General features: G+C 30.0%; 17 protein-coding genes. 2 read left to right on the forward strand and 15 right to left on the reverse strand.

Features of this window, described 5'->3' with window-relative positions; translation table 11 throughout:
• A complete protein-coding gene (locus Ccar_RS15750) occupies positions 1-807 on the reverse strand; it encodes an amino acid ABC transporter substrate-binding protein (RefSeq protein ID WP_048030142.1) in 807 nt (268 codons plus the stop codon).
• A gap of 317 nt (positions 808-1124) precedes the next feature.
• Here Ccar_RS15750 and Ccar_RS15755 point away from each other — a divergent pair, with 317 nt between their 5' ends.
• Positions 1125-2198: an acyltransferase family protein gene (locus Ccar_RS15755; RefSeq protein WP_007063598.1), complete on the forward strand. Its 1074-nt coding sequence runs from the start codon at positions 1125-1127 to the stop codon at positions 2196-2198.
• Between the two features lie 70 nt (positions 2199-2268).
• On the opposite strand, the gene Ccar_RS15760 is transcribed toward Ccar_RS15755, so the two are convergent.
• The 8 genes from Ccar_RS15760 to Ccar_RS15795 all read right to left on the reverse strand — a co-directional run bounded on the left by Ccar_RS15760 (position 2269) and on the right by Ccar_RS15795 (position 14254).
• Positions 2269-5529 carry a hypothetical protein gene (locus Ccar_RS15760; protein WP_007063597.1) on the reverse strand — a complete coding sequence of 1087 codons (3261 nt, stop codon included), beginning with the start codon at positions 5527-5529 and terminating at the stop codon, positions 2269-2271.
• 149 nt (positions 5530-5678) lie between these two features.
• Entirely contained in the window at positions 5679-7289 is a 1611-nt protein-coding gene (locus Ccar_RS15765; protein ID WP_007063596.1) for a right-handed parallel beta-helix repeat-containing protein, read from the reverse strand.
• A gap of 459 nt (positions 7290-7748) precedes the next feature.
• Positions 7749-8909 carry an amidohydrolase gene (locus tag Ccar_RS15770; protein WP_007063594.1) on the reverse strand — a complete coding sequence of 387 codons (1161 nt, stop codon included), beginning with the start codon at positions 8907-8909 and terminating at the stop codon, positions 7749-7751.
• Positions 8910-8940: 31 nt separating this feature from the next.
• Complete coding sequence (locus Ccar_RS15775; protein WP_007063593.1) at positions 8941-10308, reverse strand: N-acyl-D-amino-acid deacylase family protein; 1368 nt, start codon at positions 10306-10308, stop codon at positions 8941-8943.
• 20 nt (positions 10309-10328) lie between these two features.
• On the reverse strand, positions 10329-11420 hold the full coding sequence (locus Ccar_RS15780) for a polyamine ABC transporter substrate-binding protein (protein ID WP_007063592.1): 1092 nt from the start codon (positions 11418-11420) through the stop codon (positions 10329-10331).
• Positions 11421-11445: 25 nt separating this feature from the next.
• Positions 11446-12240 (reverse strand): ABC transporter permease, encoded by a 795-nt coding sequence (locus tag Ccar_RS15785; protein ID WP_007063591.1) that lies wholly within the window; start codon positions 12238-12240, stop codon positions 11446-11448.
• On the reverse strand, positions 12240-13142 hold the full coding sequence (locus Ccar_RS15790) for an ABC transporter permease (protein WP_007063590.1): 903 nt from the start codon (positions 13140-13142) through the stop codon (positions 12240-12242). The genes Ccar_RS15785 and Ccar_RS15790 overlap by 1 nt, the downstream gene beginning before the upstream one ends.
• Positions 13139-14254: an ABC transporter ATP-binding protein gene (locus tag Ccar_RS15795; protein WP_007063589.1), complete on the reverse strand. Its 1116-nt coding sequence runs from the start codon at positions 14252-14254 to the stop codon at positions 13139-13141. The genes Ccar_RS15790 and Ccar_RS15795 overlap by 4 nt, the downstream gene beginning before the upstream one ends.
• Before the next feature lie 338 nt (positions 14255-14592).
• Between Ccar_RS15795 and metA the strand changes: the two genes are divergently transcribed.
• Entirely contained in the window at positions 14593-15510 is a 918-nt protein-coding gene (metA, locus tag Ccar_RS15800) for a homoserine O-acetyltransferase MetA (RefSeq protein WP_007063909.1), read from the forward strand.
• A 354-nt stretch (positions 15511-15864) separates the two neighbouring features.
• Here the strand turns inward: metA and Ccar_RS15805 are convergent, their stop codons facing one another.
• The 6 genes from Ccar_RS15805 to Ccar_RS15830 all read right to left on the reverse strand — a co-directional run bounded on the left by Ccar_RS15805 (position 15865) and on the right by Ccar_RS15830 (position 24089).
• Positions 15865-17202 (reverse strand): MFS transporter, encoded by a 1338-nt coding sequence (locus Ccar_RS15805; RefSeq protein WP_007063911.1) that lies wholly within the window; start codon positions 17200-17202, stop codon positions 15865-15867.
• 203 nt (positions 17203-17405) lie between these two features.
• Complete coding sequence (locus Ccar_RS15810; RefSeq protein ID WP_007063912.1) at positions 17406-17606, reverse strand: hypothetical protein; 201 nt, start codon at positions 17604-17606, stop codon at positions 17406-17408.
• Between the two features lie 683 nt (positions 17607-18289).
• Positions 18290-20335, reverse strand: coding sequence for a KUP/HAK/KT family potassium transporter (locus Ccar_RS15815; RefSeq protein WP_007063914.1), 2046 nt, complete (start codon positions 20333-20335; stop codon positions 18290-18292).
• Positions 20336-20741: 406 nt separating this feature from the next.
• Positions 20742-22061, reverse strand: coding sequence for a hypothetical protein (locus Ccar_RS15820; protein ID WP_007063915.1), 1320 nt, complete (start codon positions 22059-22061; stop codon positions 20742-20744).
• Positions 22061-22606 (reverse strand): sigma-70 family RNA polymerase sigma factor, encoded by a 546-nt coding sequence (locus Ccar_RS15825; RefSeq protein ID WP_007063916.1) that lies wholly within the window; start codon positions 22604-22606, stop codon positions 22061-22063. The genes Ccar_RS15820 and Ccar_RS15825 overlap by 1 nt, the downstream gene beginning before the upstream one ends.
• Before the next feature lie 619 nt (positions 22607-23225).
• A complete protein-coding gene (locus Ccar_RS15830; protein WP_007063917.1) occupies positions 23226-24089 on the reverse strand; it encodes a YitT family protein in 864 nt (287 codons plus the stop codon).
• Between the last annotated feature and the right edge of the window lie 15 nt (positions 24090-24104).

Below are 24104 nucleotides of genomic sequence, written 5' to 3' on the forward strand. Positions count from 1 at the left end.
TTATTTTGCAATTATATTTTTGCCAAACCATTTTTGTGATATTTTATCTGCTGTTCCATCTGCTTTCATAGCATCTAAAGTCTTGTCAAGTTCATTCTTAAAAGTTACATCTGATTTTCTTATACCAACACCATAATCTTCTTTACCGAAGTCTTCATCAGCAACTTTATACTGTCCAGGTTTTTTTGATATGTAGTATCTTCCAACTACTTCATCTACAACTACAGCATCTATACGCCCTGTTTTCAAATCCATCAATGCTTCTGTGTTATTAGAATATTTTTTTATTTCTTTTATAGATTTTGCAGTTGCACTGTCTGCATTTAATGCTGTTTCACTGCTGCTTCCTAACTGAAGACCTACTTTCTTTCCTGCTAAATCTTTTTTAGTTTTTATATTTGAATCATTGTTTGTAACTATAATTTGTTTGTTTTGAAGATATACCTTAGAAAATGCTATTTGCTGTTTTCTCTTATCTGTAATTGTAAGTCCATTCCATATAACATCTATGTCTTTATTGTTCAAACTAAGCAAAACACCGTCCCATTGAACTGGTTTTAATTCAACTTTTACACCCATTCTCTTTGCTGCTTCCTGTGCCATATCTATATCAAATCCAATGATTTGACCTTTGTCATCTTTAAATCCCATTGGTGGAAAACTGTCATCTAAACCTAATACAAATTTTCCTTTTTGCTGTATTTCCTTCCATGAGTTATCAGTAGCTTGTTCCTTTTTTCCACAACCAGAAATTAATAAACCTAATGTAAATATTGCAATTACTAAAAATACAAGTTTCTTTTTCATTTTTATAGCCTCCTAACAAAATACTTTCGATTATATTAACGATTATACTTTATCATGCTAAATTTGTAAAGTGGCAAAATATAAAAAAGTTGTTTTTTCTTTAACTAAAAAGTAATAATTTATATTTAATTTTAAAATACCTATTTAATATAAATTAATAATCGTGTAGAATTAAGAAGGTAATAATCAAAGTTTTATCAATCAATTACACTTTAATTATATGTTGTACAAATTGTTTATTTTTCTACTGCAATAACTGCATTAATAATTTTAGGCATTCAACAATGTACTAAACGGAGGTGTTTTAAATAATTCACATGTTTATATTATTATTGATTATTTTACTTACTATTATGTCATTTAGAAAGATTTTTGAAAGAACATTTTCATATAAACTAGATAAAAATTGTACTGAACAATTAAAGTGTATTGCCATACTTTTAGTTATTTTCGGACATCTTTCTGCTGACAAAATAATTCAAGCTCCATTTTTATCCCACGCTGGGTCTCAAGGAGTAACTTTATTTTTGTTTCTTTCTGGATATGGACTTACTAAATCCTACTTAAAAAAAGGAATAAACAAAAAAATACTATTTAATAGATTTTCAAAAATTTTACTTCCTTATTCCATGATAACAACTCTATGGATAATTATTGATATATTTATATATCATAAAGCTTATTCAAAGAGTACCATAATCTTGTCAATTATAGGTTTTGATTTCAATAGAAGCGTTGATGCTTCCATGTGGTATATTTCATTTATATTGTTATGGTATATATTCTTTAATATCATATTTAAACTTCCAACAAAAAATATACTTAAGTTGATATTGCTTCTATTTGTAGCTTATTTATTTAAGTATCATCCTGTATACAGATATACTCATGAAGTATCTTATCAATGGGGATTAAATGCATTTACCTTTCCAATAGGTGTAATGGCAGGTTTGTACCTGGATACCATTAATAAAAAATTAGGATCAAAGCGCATTAATTTAGCATATGGTTTTGCATTTTTGATATGCCTATTTACATTTATAGTTTCTCTAAGATATATTAGCTTAGGCACCCACATTTTTGCATTATCAAACTGTGCCTTTGCATTTACAACAGTTATAATAATATTATTTATAAATACTATGGGATATTTTTCAAGAGCATTGAATTTTATAGGATGCATATCCTATGAGCTTTATTTATTAGAAGCTGCACTTATGTGGAAATACTTAATTATACGCCACCTTCAAGCATATAATGTGTGGTTGTTCCTTATAGTGTATTTCCCTATAGTTATTACTTTAAGCTACCTATTAAATAAACTCATGGCAATAATTATGAAACCTCGTAATTCTAATCCAAATACAAAGAGTATTAATGCACCATCTTAGTTCCCTTAACTAAAAAAATAATAGACCGCATATGCAGTCTATTATTTTTTTACATGTTATAAAATTTTCCTTATACATCATTTGGAGAAGAAGTTGGCTGATAATCAGAATATAAGAATAGAACATTTGATACATTTTGTATAGTAGTATTATTAGCATCTATATTTGGTGCATAAGTTACAAAATTAATTGCTTGTGGATGAACAAGTGCATCCTCTGCAGCATCAAATTGTAATACTAGTTTATTTCCATCTACAAGACTGAGGACTACATCTTTATTATTTGTACAACTTACTGGAACAAAATCACTTCCTAATTTATTTGCAATTTCAATTGTACCAAACTGTTCATTGTTTTTAATTGTTATTGTATCTCCAGCTACAGAATGATTGAATTCTAAGTTACCTGCTCCTATAGCTAATGGAGTTATACCATCCCATGGCTTATCAGTTCCATCGAATTTTGAATCTGGAATAACAGTTCTAGTGTTAATTGGATAATTAAATTCAATTGTAACTTTGTTATTAGATATTCCTTGTGAGGAAGTTCTTTGCCACTTGATGGATTGTGCTATAAACCTTGCCAATTTAATTGGTGTGAACATAGCAATCTTATTTCCATCTATATCTAATGTTCTAATCAATTGTTCTGGTACAGCTAAGCTTATTACAAGCTCATCGGTATAGCGTAATGGCTGAGTTGTCTGCAAAACAACTTCAAATACTTTCTTATTATTAAAGTTATTTCCATTATATTTCATTGATATACTTTGAGAATTATTTAATAAACATCCAAAATCTTCTACTGCAAATTTATCTATAGACTTGTTAAATGTCATTCTTATTACTACTGCTCCCTGCTGTTTGTCTGTTACTAAGCTCACTGCTTGTAATTCTGCTCTTAATCCATTTACAACAGTTCCGTTAGTAGATTTGTTTTTAGTTATGGCATATCCATATATATCTCTAGACTGCATATCTGTATTCTTAGTTCCAATAACTACCCTATCCGTTCCACCATCAAAAGTATTTGATGGAAAATTAAATTCTATAGTTTTTTCATCTTTTAATGTTATAGTCAAAGGAGCTACAACAACTCCTGGAGCAGTTCCTATACTTACTTCAAAGTCTGATATATTAATAGAATAAAGCTCATTTTGTCCTAAATATTTATATTGCAGCCTGCTGTCTGAAATAACTGTAACGGTTCCATTAGAAACATCAAATTCTTCAGGATTACTGTCAATTTGATGCAAGTTACATAATGGATAGATGTTGCCTCCCACATCCTGTATATATCTTATCTCTTTAAGTTTTGCATAACCTATATGAACTAAATAATTTGGATCTACTGCTAAAGGTAATATTATTGAATTAGTTGGCAAGGTTATTCTAACCCACTTGCTATTCTTCATAGTTAACATAACAGTTTCAGGCAGCAGAACTTCCTTTTTAGAAGGCACCACTCTTCCATCCTCTATGAGATAATTCTGTATTTCAGTTATTGAATGTTCACCTGAAGTTTGCATCATTTCATTAAATTTAATTACCATAGTGTTATTCCTGAAAGTAATTCCAGTTACCTTAGGTTCTGTATTATCTACAATGATGAAAGATATATTTTGTGCCTTCATAGGAAGTCCCAAAACATCTTGAATATCCTGTGCAAATAAATTATAAACTCCTGGATCAAGCTTTTCAGTTGTTATTGTAGCTGCAAACTTACTAGCATCGTATGTGATTGGTGTTTTAATTGTAACAATAGATGTATCTGGTTTAGTTATTACATAATAATTTGGATTTCTTACTCCACCTTCCGTATCAGTATCCTTCATATCCTTTGAAAATGTTACTAATATCTGTGTAGTATTAGGAATTGAAGGAATTTCTATTTGTTCAACCTTTAATATCCTTGGTGGATTATCTACAACAATTACATCCTTAAAAATGGCCTGCATGGTTTTGTATCCATTGGCATCTGTTATTCTTCCTACAGTAATATTAACCTTGCCAATTGGTAATGGAGTTGTATTGGAAAGTGTATATTTTAGTGTATTAAATTTATTTCCTACCCTTGTTATTTGTAAAACATTAGTTGGTACATTTTCTACAGAAATAGCATCTTTTTCGCTATATAAATTTAATATTGGTTTATCAAATTTAACAATTATTTCTGTTCTGCTAGAAGTTACTACGCTCATTGGTACTGCAGCATTAGCTCCTTTTATTACAGTAAAGTCTTTTGACATGGTAGGAACTACTCTCTGATCGTTGGAAAAATCCTTTAACTTGTATATAGAATCTTCTTGAATTTTACTAAAGTTTACTATTAATTGTTGAGCTCCAACTGGTAAAGATATGTGATTGAATTGTATCTCCATAGATCTGTAATCTGGAGCTACCCTTGTTATAACTGTCTTACTTACATCTTGTTCATCTGTAGTGGCATCAAGAGTTCCTATCCATTGAGGAGCAGGATCTTGTGATACATTAGTATCCTTGTCATAAAATAAAACATAGAAATTATTCAGTTCTTGAGTTCCTGGAACAACTTTTAAATAATCTAAATTTTGAACTGGAACATCCATTTTTACGTTTAATATTCTATCTCCAAAAACTTCTATATCTGCATTCATAGGTGGTGGTGTAACTTCTTTTACTATAAATTCCCCTTTAGCTTCTTCTGTATCACTTGAAATTTTTAATGTATAGCTAACACCTGTTTGAAACCTAATGTCATATGGTTTTACTCCTGTATCATAGGCAACAACTACTCTTTTATTACTTGCAGGATTGACAGAATCCTGCACTGCTATTACCTTTACTGCTTGGTGAATATCTCCTGTTTTAAAAACTTTAAAAACTTCATTACCAGTAAAATCCTTATTCAGCGTAACTGTTATAGTTTTGTTGTTTATTTGATCTATATTAGTTATGCTGATTGGATCATTTAATGATGTTATGGATGCGCTGGAGACGTCCATGTTTACCCCTCCTACTACTAAATTTAAATTATCATCAGAAGTGTTAATAACACTAAGAGTTTTATCAGTAGTATCAACGTTTATTGTAAAGTTAAATACTACCTCTGTACTCTTTTTTATTGGAACATTATATTCCTTTATCAATTCCTCTCCAAATTTTATTCCTATGCTGTTCGCTTCATTTGTTTCACTAACTATAAGTTTTAATTCTATTACATAAGTACCCTTATCTAAGAATTTTAGTTCCCTGCTTTCTTCTAAATATGTTATCTGAAAATTATCAATTTCACAGTTCAACGGAATTCTTGAATCAATGTCCGTACCATTTGAAATTGTATGGAAATCCATCTTTTCACTCCTAACAATTAATTAATGTAAGTTATAAATAATGACAATTGTGTTACTTTTATGTGCATTTGTTTTATACTATGCAATTGCTTCTAATTTAGTTACTACGTTACATAAAAAATCACACATCATGCATTAGATGTGCGATTTTAAAGTTTATAATCTATTTGAAATAAATTGTTCTCAAAAAAATTATTTTTCAAATTAATATTTTTACTCTCGGGGTCTTTTTCCTTACTGTAAATTAATATTCCTCTTTCATTCTTACAGATAAAATTATTTTCAATAAGCACTGCTCCATTTTTAATTTTATTATTTACTTCTATCCCTATTCTTGAATTTTTAATTATACAGTTTTTTATTTCTCCAGAACCATTCATATATATACCCTGCTGAGATTCTATATTTTCTATATTACAGTTTTCTATATTAGTATTAACAACCGTTTCAGGCCAAATTGATATTCCACGCCTACTTATGTTTTTTATACAAATTTCTTTTAATTCATTATTACTAGGAATGTCTTCTCCGTACCTAATACCATCTCTAAAATGACAAACTTCATTATCTAATTTGCTGTTTTTCTTGCCATCAATAGTTAAATTCTTTATAAGTACATTACTGCTGTTTATACTAATTCCATACTGAAAAACATTTTTATTATAATTTTCATTTGGTACTATAAAAACATTTTCTTTGCTTTCACCTACTAAAGCAATTTCTTTATCAATGCATATATTTCCATAATACTTTCCATTTATTAGTCTTATTATATATCCATTATTGCTTGATTTTAATACTTCATTTAATTCTTCATCATTACTAACTTGAAAAAACTTAGTTTCTATGTCACTAAACATGCCTTCTCCTTTTACAAAGGCATAATTATTATTTAAACTCAATTTTCTTGCAAAGCTTACACCATTAGTTACTATTTTTACATTATCACCCTTTCCTATATTCACTCCAGAGGAAAAGCTTATGTCTTCTCCATTTTCCTTCATAGAAAAGGTGTTATTAATAATTTTGTCTATATCTTCTATAGCTGCTCCTTTCTTTAAATTACTTATTCCAAATTTAACATTATTAAACTTATTATTTTTTATTTCACCTAAAACATTATCTTCATTAACCTGTATACCAACACTTAAATTACTCATGCTGGAATTTATAATAGAAATTTTACTCATGCTGTTCTTTTCTAAAATTATTCCATTTAAATCTTTAAAATTATTTCCCTGAATATCCACATTTTCAAGTATTACATTTGAAAATTTACAAACATATATATAGCAATTATTATTAATAATAGAAGACTCACTAATAAACTTTATTCCTTTTAAGCAGGTATCTGCTTTAATAATTATTCCATTAGTAAATATGGTTTCTTCGTTTCCTATAATCACTTTATCCTTTAAAGATATAGTAATCGGTCCATTTGTCAATTTGTATTCTCCACTTTGCAAAAAAATATTTTGCACCGTTTTGTCATCTAATGCTTTCTGCAGTTCCTCTCCATTGGATACTATTTTGATTTTTTTATTTATGTATTTAAATTTTATATTAAGAGAATAACATTCCTCATTTTCTTCACAATATAAACCTTTATTTTTATCTACAGTAACCTTTATACTATTTTTATCCAGATTTAAAGTTTCCCCTTTTAACAAAACCTGTAAAATTATATTGTTTTCATAATTAACTTTTTCATCCAATATTAATAGTTCATTTACCACATTATCTTTAATTTGTCTCTCCATTTGAATTTCACCTACTTTAAAGTAACTTCATAATTAATATATATGAATTATAAAACATCACTATAACTTGTAATTGGAAAATCTTGTAGTAACCCTTCATAAAACTACATAACAAAAAGGCGTTTAACTAATTTTTACATCATTTAAACACCTAATTAGAATACTATTATCAAAATTTTCAAAACAAATAAACTATGTAAATTTTTTATTCTTCTACGCTTTCATCATCACTCATTTTTTCCTGAAGAATTACTTTAATATCCTGGAGTTCTCTTAAAATCTTTTCAACTATTTCCATTTGCTTTTCATCCATGAAAAATACCCCCTCAAATTTTTATTATATTATTAATTATATACAGGCTTTTAACTTTTTTCTATAGGACTTTGAAGGGTGTATTTCTATATAATTACTTATTCTTACTGTTTTTTACATAGCGATTTATTATTTACTTTTCTAGTCTAACTGTTCAAATAGTCTACAGTAAACTGAACATATAAGGCAGTTCCCCTACTTAATGCACTTTCGTCTATTATAAACTTATCATTATGATTTGCATACATGCCAAAATTTTCATTTCCACCACCTAAAAATACAAATACTCCTGGAACTTTATCCATATAGTAGGTAAAATCTTCCGAGATAGTTAGTTTATCCATAGATATTAAACTATCCTCTCCATAAAGTTTCTTTGCAGACTTTAGCGCTGTATCTGTTAATTTTGAATCATTTATAAGAGGAGCTGGACAGTATTCATATTCCAATGTGCCTTTAGCCCCATAGGTTTGAGCTGTGTTTTGAACTACTTCTCTCATTTTCTTTTCTAGAGCTTTTCTCACTTCTTGTGAAAACGCTCTTGTAGTTCCTTCCATAACTACCTCATTTGCAATTATATTAAATCTATCTCCACCTTTTATGGTTCCAACAGTAATAACCACTGGTTCAATTGGATTTATATTTCTGCTTACTATACTCTGTAAATTCATAACCACTGCTGATGCAGCAACAATAGAATCTACTCCCAAATGAGGTGTAGAACCATGGCTTGCAGTTCCTCTTATTCTTATTTTGAAGGTATCTGCTGAAGCCATTCTAGCACCAGGCTCTATACTGAATTTTCCATACTCCAAGTTACCCCATATATGCATACCAAATATTGCATCTACACCTTCAAGTACATTATCTTCTTCCATTATTACCTTCGCACCAACACAAGTTTCCTCTGCTGGCTGGAATATAAATTTTACTGTACCATTGAATTGATCCTTTATTCCGGATAGTATTTTAGCTGCACTTAAAAGCATTGCTGTATGGCAATCATGACCGCAAGCATGCATATACTCATTATTTGATTTAAAAGGTAATTCTGTATTTTCCTTTATAGACAGTGCATCTATATCTGCTCTAAGGGCTAATGTTTTTCCTTTTTTTGCTCCTTTAAGAATGCCTATAACCCCTGTTCTTTTAAGCCTTTTAGTTTCTATTCCAAAGGATTTTAGTTCTCTTTCTATAAGCTCTGTTGTTCTAAATTCTTTCCATGATGGTTCAGGATTTTGATGAATATCTCTTCTGATGTCTATGGTATATTTTTCACTTTGTTTTGCTAAATTTTTAATATCCATAATTCAATTCTTCCTTACTCTCTTATCTATTCTATTTATCTATTATTGGCTTTCCTGGTAAAACTTCATCTATTATATCACCATTTTCTACAACAATTGTCCCATTTACAATTACATAATGAATTCCTTCTGGTTTAGCATCAGGTTTCCCTTTACCTAGAAAATCAGATTTATCACTTATTGTTTCTATATCAAATATTACTATATCAGCATCTAAGCCTTCTTTCAATCTTCCTTTGCTTGTAAGTCCAAGAACCTTTGCTGGTAATAGAGTACATTTTTCTATAGCCTTAATAAGGGAAATACTCTTTTGTTCTCTTACCATTTTTCTAAAAAATCTTGGAAATGTTCCTGCATTTTGCGGATGTCCTTCTGATCTATTTCCAGAGGGACTAGGCCCTATGTCTGAAGATAGCATAACATAATCCTTTAAAAGCACTTCATAAATTTCATCTTCAACACCTGTAAAACAAACTATAGTTTCATTTTTATAGTTATTCCTAAGCTCTTTATAGAGCTTTTCTGTTAGCCTCTCTCCTTTATATTTACCTGTAGAAACTAACATATCATTAAGCTTCCAATTAAATTTTTTAATATGATCCTCATCAAAAACACTGGTACCTATGGATGTAGCAAAATCTGTATACATACCGCTGTCTACCCATACATTTAATCCATTTTTTCTAGCATCATCTACAATTTCAAGTGCTTCTGTCATTATACCGGTTCCATACTGATATACAAAATGTGATATTTGAACTGATGCACCTGTAATTTCAGCAATTTTTACAGCTTCCTTTAAAGAATCAATATCATCTGGGCCATCCAATCTAGTGTGTATTGCTACTAATTTTTTATATTTAGCAGCAATACTACTAAGTGCAATAACTTCTTCAAAAGATGCTCCTGGAGCATACTCCAAACCAAAGGATAATCCAATAGCACCTTCTTCAAAAAGTTTTCTTTCTATATTTTCCATGCACTTTATCTGAAAATTCGTTGCAGCTATATAAGGATTTGTTAAGCCTACATTGTTTCTCAAATTAAAGTGTCCTATAAATTGAGCTTGGTTTATTGGAAAACCTTTTTTATCCTGTTCAACAAAGAACTTTTTTAAATCTTCAGGAGAAAAGCCACAATTTCCTCCTATAGTTGTAGTTACTCCTTGAAATACAGACAATTCTCCACATTCTCTATGACCATCTATGTGACCATGAATATCTATGAATCCTGGACAAACAATATATCCTTGTGCATCAATTTCTCTTTTTCCACATATATTTTCTTTGGTGATTATGGCTATTTTACATTCATTAATACCTACATTTCCATGAATCATAGTATTACTTTCTGGATCTATCAGCGTTCCATTTTTAATTAACAAGTCATAAATATCCATATTCTCACCTTCCTAAAATTTTATTGTTGTTTAAATTCAGACCAGATTAAATCATAAGTTTTAGCTGCATCACCTAAGTCTTTAAAATGTTCGCCTTTTTTGAAATTTTCATCTGGAATAAATACAGCTTTATTATTTAAATATTCCTTTGACATAAACTGTTTAGCTGCAAGGTTAGTATTAATATATTCATTAGCTGTAGTAGCTGCGTTACTTATTTCTCCATCTAACATAAAGTTTATAAATTGTTCTGCATTTTTCTTATGTGGTGCTTTTACTGGTATTACAAAGTTATCTTCTTCTATGTTCATTCCTTCTTCAGGATATACTATTTTTAATTTAGGATTTGCTCTTACAGCAGCTGAGGCTTGTGAACCATACATAAATCCTATACTAGTATCGCCACTTATAAGACTATTATGTGGTGTATCTGCATCAAAAACTTTTACATTAGGTCTTAATTTCTTTAATTCTGCTTTTGCTTGATCTAGCTTAGTCTTATCAGTTTCATTCATTGAATATCCTAACTTTTTAAGAGTCATACCTATTACTATTCTTGAATCATCTACAAGTACCATAGAACCTTTAAGTTCTGGATTCCATAAATCTTTATAACCCTTAATGTCAGTTTTTATTTTATCTGGATTGTAAACAATCATTTGAGTACCTAATGTATAAGGTATGGAATATTTATTTCCTTTATCATACTCCTGGTTTAAATACTTAGTATCTACATTTTTGTAGTTAGCTATGTTTGCTTTATCTATAGGCTGCATTAATACATCTTTTTGTTTTCCCATAACTTCAACTATATAGTCGCTGCAAATAACTACATCATATTGTGATCCTTTAACAGCTTGAAGCTTAGCAAGCATTTCCTCATTAGTTGAGAAATTAGTATAATTTACTTTAATTCCTGTTTTCTTTTCAAATTTTTTTACAACATCATCTGGCACATAATTTGCCCAAGTAAATATATTCACTACCTTTTCTTCACTTGATTTTTGTGTGTTACTAGATGTGCTAGTTGATTTTGAGCATCCTGAAAATGCAAATGTTGATAATACTGCTACAAGCAGTAAACTTAAAATTTTTGATAATTTCTTGTACATAAAACCAGTCCCCCTCTAAATATAATTAGTTTAAATTTTTATCCTGTCTTTTAAATCTTATACCTTGTGAAACAATAATGAGGATAAATATAAAAATTAACATTATTGTACATAGTGCATTAATTTCTGGAGACAATCCAAACTTTAACATTGAAAAAATCTTAATTGGCAAGGTAGTACTTTCTGAACCTGATACAAAGAAATTTATAATTACATCATCAAAGGATAATGCAAATGCCAGCATGGCACCTGAAAGTATGCCTGGTAATATAAGCGGTAAAATTATGCTGGTAAATACTTTAAACCTGTTTGCACCTAAATCCATTGCAGCATCCTCAATAGAACTATCAAATCCTGCAAATCTTGCCCTCACTACAATAAGTACAAATGGAATACAAAAGGTAGCATGTGATAAAACTAAAGTGGTTATTCCAAAAGGTACATTAAGCTGTGCAAAATATATTAATAGTGATATTCCCATAATAATTTCAGGTATTACTATGACTATATTAAGAAGCATATCAACTATACTTTTCCCTCTAAACTTATATTTATATAAGCCTATAGCACCTAAAGTTCCTATTACTGAAGAAATTATTGTACTGGAAACTGCAATTATAAGACTGTTTTTAAAGGCAATCATTACATTTGTATCATCAAATAATTTTCCATACCAATCAAGGGTAAATCCAGCCCATATTGCATTACTTTTTGATGCATTAAAGGAATAAACTATTACTACAAATATTGGCACATATAAAAATAAAAATATTAAAGTAGTATATAAAACTGAAATCCAATTAAAAACTTTTTTATTCATTAGAAAACCTCCACATCTACTTTTTTACCGGTAAGTTTCCTACAAATACCTATAAGAATTAATGCAACAATAATAAGGACAATTGAAAGTGCTGCACCAAAAGGCCAATCTCTTGAAACTAAAAATTGATTTCTTATAAGGTTTCCAATTAACATAATATTGCTGCCGCCCATTAAATCAGGTATGAAGAACAACCCCAAAGATGGTATAAATACCAATATACATCCTGCAATAATTCCCGGCATAGTAAGTGGCAAGGTAACCGTAGTAAATGTTTTTAAACTATTTGCTCCTAAATCCTTTGCTGCCTCCACAAGAGATTTATCCACTTTTTCAATAGAATTATAAAGTGGAAGCACCATAAATGGAAACAAGGTATAAACCATTCCTATTAAAACTGCTCCATAAGTATAAAGTAATTTTAAAGGTTCTTTAATCAATCCTAAATTTAAAAGTATATGATTAATGAGTCCTTCCGTACTAAGTAGTGCCATCCAAGCATATGTCCTTATAAGTGAATTTGTCCAAAATGGAATTATTATCATCATAAGTGCAAATATACGAAGCTTCTTTGGTGTTTTTGAAAGGAAATAAGCAAAAGGATATCCAAACAAAAAGGTTAAAAAAGTAGTTATAGCAGCTATCCCCAAAGAATCAAAAAAAACTTTAAAATATAGAGGCTTTATCATTCTTTTATAATTTTCAAAGGAAAAAACAAAATTTATTCCACCTTCTGCACCTCTTTGCATAAAACTTATAACTACAACATAAGTTAACGGTATGGCCACAAGTAATATCATCCATAAGGATATTGGAAAAATCAAAGTAAGCTTATAAAAATCTATTTTTTTACTTTTTACTGTTTTAGCTTTATCTAAATCTTTATAATTCAAGGCGCTCATAGTGTCACTGCCTCCCCTTGAATTGCTTCTTCTATATTTTCACCTTCATGTCCTATGAATACTAAATCTTTTTGATCCCAATATAAGAATACTTCTTTTCCAACTTCAGGAACACTTAAGCTTTTTTCATAGTCACTTACTATTATCTCCTTATCATTTGGTAAGACTACTATAAATTTAAGAGCAGCTCCCATGTAACTATGTTCTTTTACAATTCCTTTTATGTTAAAATTATTTACTGGATTTGTTGAGTATTTCATTTTTTCTGGTCGTAAAGAAATAATCTCGTTATCTCCCATTTTCAAATTTCTATTCTCAACAATTAGATTTGACTCTCCTATATTTAGTACTGCTTTATTCCCACAGACTTTTTCTACCACAGCATCAAATATATTTGATTCTCCTATGAAATCTGCAACAAACCTAGTTTTAGGTCTTTCATAAATTTCTTCTGGGATACCTACTTGCTCTATAATTCCATTATTCATAACAACAATACGATCTGACATATTAAGTGCTTCCTCTTGATCATGAGTTACATATATAAAGGTTATACCTAGCTTCTTTTGCAGCCTTTTTAATTCAACCTGCATCTGCTTTCTCAGCTTTAAGTCTAACGCTCCTAATGGTTCATCTAAAAGAAGCACTTTAGGATTGTTAATTAATGCTCTTGCAATGGCAACTCTTTGCTTTTGCCCTCCACTTAAATGCTTGGGCATTTTCTTTTCATAACCTTCAAGCTGCACTAAATTCAACATTTCTTTAACTTTTATAGATATTTCTGATTTATTAACCTTTTTAATTTTTAATCCATATGCAATATTCTCATATACATTCATATGAGGAAAAAGTGCATAGTTTTGAAATACTGTATTTATATTAAGTTCGTAAGGTTGTTTATTTTCAACATGTTCTCCTTCTAAAAGTATATTTCCCTCTGTAGGATTTTCAAATCCGCCAATCATTCTTAAAGTAGTAGTTTTTCCGCATCCACTAGGACCTAATATGGTTAAAAATTCCCCCTCATCAATATCCAAAGACAAATTATTTACTACCTTTTGTTCATCAAATTTCTTTGCTACATTTACTAATTTAAGAATCGTTTTTGACATATTTACATGCCCCCTTTTACATTAAATGATTCTTTTACCAAATAAAACTTATATAAAAAACTCCTACCTCCTTTCAGAGGCAGAAGTTTACTCCTACTTCTTTTTATTATTGCAATTCAGAGTATTTTTGTCTGATATGTTTTAATTATAATTACTATAGTTTCATATGTCAATACCTTTTATGGTTATATTTTCATACTACCAAGACACAATTTTATATAATGTTTCACAGGTAAAATACAATCTTAGAGTACAATTTTATAAAATATTGTGTTATAATAAATCTCAATACGCAGAAAATTAGCAAAATTAGAATGAAAATTTAAGAGGTGATAACTGTGCCAATAAAATTAAATGATGATTTGCCAGCATTTGAAATTTTAGATAATGAAAATATATTTGTAATGCCTGAACATAGGGCTTTTCACCAGGATATTAGACCTTTAAAAATTGCTATTTTAAATCTTATGCCTACTAAAATTACCACTGAAGTTCAATTATTAAGACTTATTGGTAATACATCATTACAAATAGAAATAGAATTATTACATCCTAAAACACATGTTTCTAAAAATGTTTCAGAAGAATATCTTACAACCTTTTACAAAACCTTTGATGAAGTCAAACATCAAAAATTTGACGGATTAATTATTACAGGTGCTCCTATAGAAGAAATAGCTTTTGAGGAAGTTAACTATTGGGACGAACTTAAAGAAATAATGGATTGGAGTGTTCACAATGTATATTCAACTTTGCATATATGTTGGGGAGCTCAAGCAGGTTTGTACCACCATTATAAAATTCCTAAGTATCAACTTGAAAAAAAGATGTTTGGAGTATTTTCTCATAAAATTACTAGTAAAAAGGTTGAACTATTAAGAGGTTTTGACGATGAGTTTTTTGTACCTCATTCCAGACATACAGAAGTTAGAAGAGAAGATATAGAAAAAGTTCCTGATTTAAATATATTAGCTGAATCAAAAGAATCCGGTGTGTACATGGTTACAGCAAAAAAAGGAAGGCAGATTTTTGTAACTGGACACTCTGAATATGATCCTTTAACATTAAAGTCTGAATATGATAGAGACATTAATAAAGGTCTTGATATAGAAGTTCCTAGAAACTATTTTCCACAGGATGATCCTACAAAGGACCCTATAGTGAAATGGAGAGGCCATGCTAACCTATTATATTCAAATTGGTTGAACTATTACGTTTACCAAGGAACACCTTACAATTTAAATGAATTAGAATAAAACTTATGTAAAAAAGAGAGTACTAACTGAAAGTTGGTACTCTTAAATTGGTTAATATTCATTTAAAGTAGCCGCATCTCTTCTTTATACGCAATGACCTATCTGCAATATAACCATCTAAATCCTTCTTTCCTTTTTTCTTAGCTTTTTGATATCGAAGTGCAAGTAACTTGAACTGTTCTAGACTTAAACGAACTTCCAATATTATCACCTCAAGGATATTATAACATTTTTATGCTATCCTAGGTTATGATTATGTAAATTATTTATATGAATAATTCTTTTTTTAAAATTTTTTTAATTATAGCTTTTTTCAGAAACTTATATTACAGTTCAATTTAAATCTCTATTCAATTAACTTTTTTCATTAATTTCATGAAGACTTCTACCTTTAGTTTCAACTGCCGCAAAAGCAATAACCACTGCTACTAATGCAAATACTATGGTGATCATAGTAAATACGTAAACAAATCCAGCTTGTTTCCCTTTACTTTGATATACTAATCCCACTATATAAGGAGCCGCAATAGCACCAATACGTCCAACTGCAGCTGCTGAACCTACTCCTCTGCCTCTAACCCTCGTAGGATAAACTTCTGGTGTATAAGCATATACTGCACCCCAAGCTCCAAGGCTGAAAAAGTAAAGCAAACAACCATAAACAATTACATTAGTAACAGATGCTGCCTGACTAAATAGGTATGCTGCAACAGCAGTACCTGAAAGATAAGCTACTAAAACTGCCTTACGACCAATACTTTCTATTAAATAAGCCGCACTATAATAACCAGGTAATTGAGCAATACTCATAATTAATGTAAATTGAAATCCCTTTACTAAACTAAATCCTTTACCCATAAGAAGTGTAGGAGTCCATAGAACAAAACCATAATAACCAAAGTTAATACCAAGCCATAGAGTCCACAGTACAAAAGTACGTCTAATATAATCTTTAGACCACAGTTCTGAAAGTGTAATATTCTTCCTCTTTTTTACCTTGTTACTTACAGTAGATCTATTACTAGTTATTCCTGCTTGCTGTTCCATTTTGCTTACAATTTCATTGGCCTCCTCAAAGTATCCTTTTTGTTCCAAATACCTTGGAGATTCTGGAATACCTTTTCTAAGATAAGCTGCATATAGTGCTGGTACTCCTCCTAAAAAGAAACCAATACGCCATCCGTAAACAGGAATTAGTAGGTAAGCAATTAAAGAAGCCGCAATCCATCCCCAAGCCCAAAAGCTTTCAAGCAAAACAACCATACGTCCCCTGGATTTGGCAGGTGAAAATTCACTGACTAAAGTAGACGCTGCTGGTAATTCTCCACCTAGCCCCAATCCAGTTAAAAATCTTAATAATAGTAATATGCCAAAATTAGCTGCAAATCCTGATACCGCACTTGCTAATCCATACAACACAAGAGTAAATGTAACTACAGTCCTTCTACCCCACCTATCAGCAGCCATACCTGCAACAGCTGCTCCAATAGCCATGCCAACTGCCGAAGCACTCCCCAGCATACCTAAATCAGCAGGAGTAAGTTTCCACTCTCTTCCTATAGCAGCCATGACCCCTGCCACCATTCCCTGATCCATAGCATCAAACAGCCAACCTATACCTGTTAAAAAAAGCACTTTCCAAAGCATTGGTGTAACCGGCAATCTCTCTATCCTTTGTGAAATAGTAACCATTAATTTATCCCACCTTCTGTGTTAATATATACCTTTTTTAATTTTTCCCAAGGTGCAACTTTTTTATGCTTTTTACTAAATTACCTTTTAATACATGCTTTTTTTAATAATTTTTCACAAAGTTATCTTTTTCTTTGCAAAATAAAAAGGAGCTATAATGCTCCTAATCAACTTCAGACTTTATTATTATTTATATTATTAATTTATCTACTAAAAACCACAAATCCATTTTCAGGTAACTTATTTATAAAGGGTGCAATTTTACTTATCTTCTCTATTCCATAACTTTTCAATAACTTATCCTGTTCTTTTTCGCTTTCTGGAACTTTACCTAAATTCTTTAGTTGATTGTTTTTTACAGTAAACAAGTTACCGCCGCTTTGAAATAAGAATTTCTCTTTCATAAAATAACATCTCCTTCCATATATATAATTATTCTACATATAGTAGTAAAAATCCTTCTAGATTTCGTTAATTTTTTAACTATTTTATTTTTTATTGGTAAACGTTTGTATTATCTAAAGCCTATTAACTAAATCCTCTGTAAACATTCCTAAAAAGTTTCATAATCTATACTATATAATTAAAAATATATTATTACTCATATATCGCATACATAATAGATCCTATTATAAAAAATATAACATTTATCAATAATATTATTAAAGATATTCTTAATATTCTTTTGTTGCTCCTAACAATTCCAATTCGAATACCTATTGCCGAACATATACCAATAATCATAAATAATAACATGCTTCATTTCTCCTTTATTTGATAAATTGATTAATGCCATAATGTTTTTTATATTAGCATTTACATATAAAACGCAAAGGTTTTACTATTATCATAACCAGATGTTTTAAATATATTATTATCTGTTTAGTTAAAGAAAAAAGCAGCCCATCAACACAATTAGTAATGGCTACTTTTTTATAATCTTAGCTTTATCAGCTTCCTAAGCAACTAGAATTGTATACTACAGAGTGCTGCCAACTCCCTGTTTTTATTACCCTTATTATATCAAATAAATTTAAAAAAACGAAACAATTTATTCCTATATAGGTTATAATTTGTGATTGAAATTCTAAGCATTCTTTTTCTCTCTAATATCATGGTATGTGAATTTATTGTCCATTCGTGTTAACATATCTGTTTCTTTACTTTTCATGAACAAAGGAACAGATTCTTCAATAGTCCTTGCGTTTTCTAGTCCAAACCAACGAACTGGTGATCCTGTGTAATTATTAATATTGTATTTTAATCTCATAAAGGCATGGTCAATTCCTGAAATGTCACTGTCAGGATCTAAAGTTTTTCGGATGAAAACAAACATAAAATCGCCTACATTTTTTTCATCATACAAAGAGTAGACCTGAGATTGTGACTTTATTTCGCCACTTTTCATGAGATCGCTAATAATCTGTCTCATATAGACGTTGATACGCTGCTCTACCTTAAATCCTAATTTTAGTTGAACTTTGAAGCAGAAATCTGTGCCAAAATTTTGAACCCTATATTCTCTTGTGTAAGGTTTATCTGCAACTTCTATATGAATAAACCAATAAATTTGTGCCCGCTTTGGACGTTTGTCTAAAATAGAATACAACACATCTCTTTCAAGATGATTCATATTCCCATTGCTTGTCAAATATACAAGATTACAAGCAGTATAAGGAATAGTAATGTCTTCTCTTAATTGCCTTAATTGCTCTACAAAACGCTTGGCTGGGAAAAGTTTAGATTGTTTTTGCTCAATTTGGTATCCTTTATGCCAGGTAAGCATTACAGTAAATAAAGCTAGAGCTAGTAGAACAGCTACATACCCACCATGCATAAATTTTGTTGCACTGGACAATAAAAAAGAAGTTTCTAATGCACCAAAAAACACAAGGAAAGGGACACAAAAAATATTTGATACATTTTTGCTGCGTAAATATTGGAAAAGCAAAAATGTGGTCATGAGCATTGTTGCTGTAATTGCTAATCCATAAGCAGCTTCCATTCTTCCTGAGGATTTAAAGAACAATACTACTCCAATACATGAAATCCAAAGAAGATTATTGACCTTCGGAATATATATTTGCCCTTTCATTTTAGATGGATATTGAATTTGCAAGTGAGGCATCAAACCTAAATGGATTGCTTCTGAAACAAGAGTAAATGAACCCGTGATAAGTGCTTGCGAAGCAATAATCGCAGCCAATGTACTTAAAACTACTGCAAAAAGTTGTAAAGAATTTGGCATCATGGAGAAAAATGGATTTAATTCAGTTACAGGGTAATTTTGTGGATGTAATCGCGCTTGCATCAACCAAGCTCCTTGTCCTAAATAATTAAGAATTAAGCAAATTTTAACATAAGGCCAACTACCATAGATGTTTAGCTTACCAACATGACCCATATCAGAATATAAAGCTTCTGCTCCTGTAGTTGCCAAAAAAACACTACCTAATATCATAAAGCCAGCTTTATTATAGGAACTAAAAAGTAATTGGATACCTCTGAGAGGATTTAGAGCTAAAAGTACATGTGGATTGAATCTAATTGATAATATGCCAATAACTCCAAGGAATGCAAACCAAAGGGCCATTATAGGTCCAAATGCTTTTCCAATCAAACTTGTTCCTGAACGTTGTACAAGAAATAAAGAACTAATAATAAAAATAGTGATTAATAGAATTGTTCCTTGTCCTTCTCCTATAAAATCTGAAAGCAATGGAATACCACGCAAGCCTTCAATTGCTGAAGTAACTGTAACAGCAGGGGTAAGAACGCCATCTGCTAATAATGCTGCACCTCCAATGATTGCAGGAATCACAAGCCATTTTGCACGTTTCATTACCAGTGAATATAAGGAAAATATGCCACCTTCTCCATGGTTATCTGCCTGCATGGCAACCATGACATATTTCACTGTTGTTAATAAAGTCACTGTCCAAATAATTAAAGAAAGTGCACCGATAATAAAATTATCATCTAATGTGGCAAGTCCACCATTTCCAGAGACAATTGCTTTCATTACGTATAGTGGTGATGTACCAATATCACCATACACAATACCCAGTGCTATCAAAACATATTCAAAGCGTAAAGGAATCTGTTTCTGTTTATCTTTTATAAGTTTTTTCATACTCTCCTCCAATATAAATCAGTTTATCAATACTTACTACTTGCGCCACTTTTGCAACTATATAAGTTACTATGATTTTTTAAGTTTTTTGTTGCATGATTGTTTAAAACACTTTTTAAGAAGATTTAATATTGATTAAGTACATATTGTTTTCATCTGTATCTCTCCTATTTTACATTTTATTATACTTTATCTTACAATTTTCAACTGTATATATGAAAATTATAGTATACTTGTAATATTACTACAACAAGAATTCAGTAAATTGTTTTTCACCCGCCCATCCATAATTTATAAAATCAGAACATAGACTAGGTAAGGAACCATAACCTCCTGAGGAAAATAAAACTGATTTAATCAAAGGCCAAAAGCAGAAAATTCCTATATAATAACAAAATACTTAAATCTATTTTAATGTAAGCTTTGACTCTTCTTCACTATACTCTCCATCACAATCTAATATACCAATCTCCATCTTAATTGTTACCTTATCCTTTGATATATCATCAAATTCTATGCAATATCCATCACCAGTGTCCTCTATACTTTGAACTCCTATACCTGTGCTGGTATATAAATGTGAAAGCATACTAAATACCTGTTTTTTATCATCACCTTTAATATAGACATGAAGCTTTCCATTCTTTCTCTCTACATTGTAGATTTCAGCTTTCTTTCCATTTATAAATGTGATTTTCTTTGTATAAATTACGCCTTTTTTTTCTTCTTTTGGAACATCGTCCAGTTCTTTTTCTAATTTATCACAGTACGCTATATTTTCTTCCTTTGTCATATTCTTAAATACATCATCTTTTATTTCTTTTTTAGTATGCTTTACAACTGAAATGTTATTACAATCTTTAATAGTATTGTAATTTATATTCTCTACAAAGGTATAAAAATTGTCATCCTTTCCGCTTCCTCCTCCAAATATAGGATAAATCTTATTATCTATCTTGAGATAAAAACCATCCATCCATTTGTTACTGTCAATAATAGCTCCAAAAGGATTGGCTTCAATATGCTTAATATTTATTCCTATATCCTTGGACATAGTTACCTGTTTCTCAATGTCTTCCTCAAAATTCTTTGAAAAATCTCCCTTTATGTCCCATACTAATGATTTATTAAAAGCATCACTAGTGGCTTCTATTTTAAAGTTTAACTTGCTGGGATACTCCTTTTCTGTTTTAGGAAAATTAAGAACCTTAAGCTCTGTATTTTTATCAATATTTTTTGATCCGCCAAAGGAACCAGTTTTTAAAGCTTCTCCATTAATTTTATAACCAAAGAACACTAAAGGTTTCTTTGATTTTGCCCACTTATCACCATACTCTGTCTTTAAAGCCACCTTTATAACATGTTTTGTTACTACAATATTTTCTAAAGTAACCTTTACACCATTCTCTTCATAAGTCTTGCCTATGTAAGCAGAACTTGGCAAATACTCTGGTTTAAATCCTAGACCTACATATATTTTATCAAATACAGGTAATACCTTTGCTACTACACTGCTTCCATTATAAAATAGCACTGCTGCTATTGCTAATGAAGCTGCTATAGCTTCTAAAGCACTTCTTTTTAACTTACTTTTTCTTTTTATAATCTTTTTTCTTAAACTCTTTTTTATATTTTCTTTTTCTTCCTTAGAAAAACTTATTTTCATAGAATTATATTCTGCTAAATCTATGTGTTCTAAATCTATATTCATAAAATCATTCCCCATTACAATTTACCTCCCATAAATACATGTTTTAGCTTTTTCCTAATTCTCAAAAGCCTATTGCTTATGGCACTTTTATTTATTCCTAAGTTAGCGCTTATTTCATCTAAACTCTCTTCTTTTAAATAACGTCTAACAATTATTTCTTTACTGTCTTCATCTAGCATTTCTAGATTAGACTTTAAAGCTTCTTCCTGCAACTTCTTATGTACTTCTTCAAAAACATTATCACAATTACTATAAGCTAAATCTTCTTTTAATTCTAACCTATTACTATGTCTTTTTTCTCTTCTTAATATATCTATTGCTTGTCTTTTAGTTATAACTGCAAACCATTTACCAAAATCTTCACTGCTTCCCTTAAAGAAAGCTATGTTATCCCAAACCTTAAGTAAAACATCATTAGTACATTCTTCACTAAGCTGCCTATTATTTAAAACACTGAAACTAACCTTTAATCCTAAATCAGAATAGTTGTCCACTAAATAATCTAAGGCTTTTAAATCTTTACACTTTAGTCCTTCAATAAAATTGTCTTTATTTATCATCTTATACATCCTTTCTAAAGGTACCTTCATCTATATAAACGTAGATAATATTAAAATCTATCGGATAAAACTTAGTATATATAATTGAAAATTTGTTACTTTTCCAATTATACTACTATAAATAAAAACAAAAAAAGAAGGCTAACCACAATCAATTTGTAAGTTTTCCTTCTTTATTACCTCAAAGATATACATATATTATATTAGCAACAGAGATTGTCAGCTAACTTTCAGGCGTATCCTTAACCGTATCCATGCTGTATTTTATGGATACTATATTTTCTTTAAGGATACGTTCTTATAAATGCTCTTTGCAATCCGTTAGCAACAGAGATTGGAACGATTTTTGTTGCTACAGTTTCTTTTAAAACAACATTCCCCTCAATTATCTTTTATGCTTTTTAGCTAATTTTATTATAATGAAAACAATTTTCAAAATCAATAGCCAATTTACAATTTATTTCATTTTATCCTTATAATGAGTTTTTAATAAATATAAAAAGCAAGTTCATTCATGTTATTATGCAAATCCTACCCTTGTTTTCTATTACTTTATTCTATATCATTTTCAAGAGATAACATTGAGTGGTATAATCTTTCACCTTTGTTACTATTATATTTACAAAATACTGTTATCAAATCCCTTTCCGTCAACCTCGGAAGCATCTATTATAGAAATAAGAGCATCTTTATCTATATTTTGTATTGAATATTTTAACTCTGGTAAGTGAGATAACCGTACTATACAATACAAAACTTTCCTTTCTTTGCCAGTCAATGTTTGCCCATTTAAAATGGTAGCTCCTCGATGCATATAAGTCATGATATAATCACATACTTCTTTCTCCTTTTCAGTAATTATAAACAAAAGCTTTTTTCTTACCATACCATGAATAATTTTATCTGTTACAACTGATGTGATATACATTGATATTAATGTATAAAGCGCAATTAATATACCATTTAACAATGCAGCTATACATAATATAAGGCAATTAAAAATAAGCCCAATTTTACCAACATCATAATTGTCATGTTTTTTCTTGAATAGCATTGTTATAATATTAATTCCACCCATAGAACCGTGGTTTGCAAATGTTAACCCTATACCAAGCCCATTTAGTACTCCACCGTATAGGCAATACAATAAAGTATCATTAGTGATTATTATACTTTGCATATCTTTAGTAGCAACTAAAAAGACTGAATAACAAATCGTACCTATCGCGCTATAAATCGTAAATCTCACATTTAATTTTTTAAAGCTAATGACGAGCAGAGGTATATTAGCTAACATTATTGTATAACCAGCTGGAAATTTAGTTATATATTGAATTAAGATAGCAAGACCTGACACGCCACCACTATACAGTTTTGCATGCACAATAAACATATTTAATCCTATTGAAGATAGCAAGCAGCCCAATATTATGAGAACTACATTTTTTATTCTTAGGTTATTTGTTATTGTTTGCATACTCATCCCTTACCCTTATAT

The organism is Clostridium carboxidivorans P7 (assembly GCF_001038625.1).
Taxonomy (GTDB): Bacteria; Bacillota; Clostridia; order Clostridiales; family Clostridiaceae; genus Clostridium_AM; species Clostridium_AM carboxidivorans.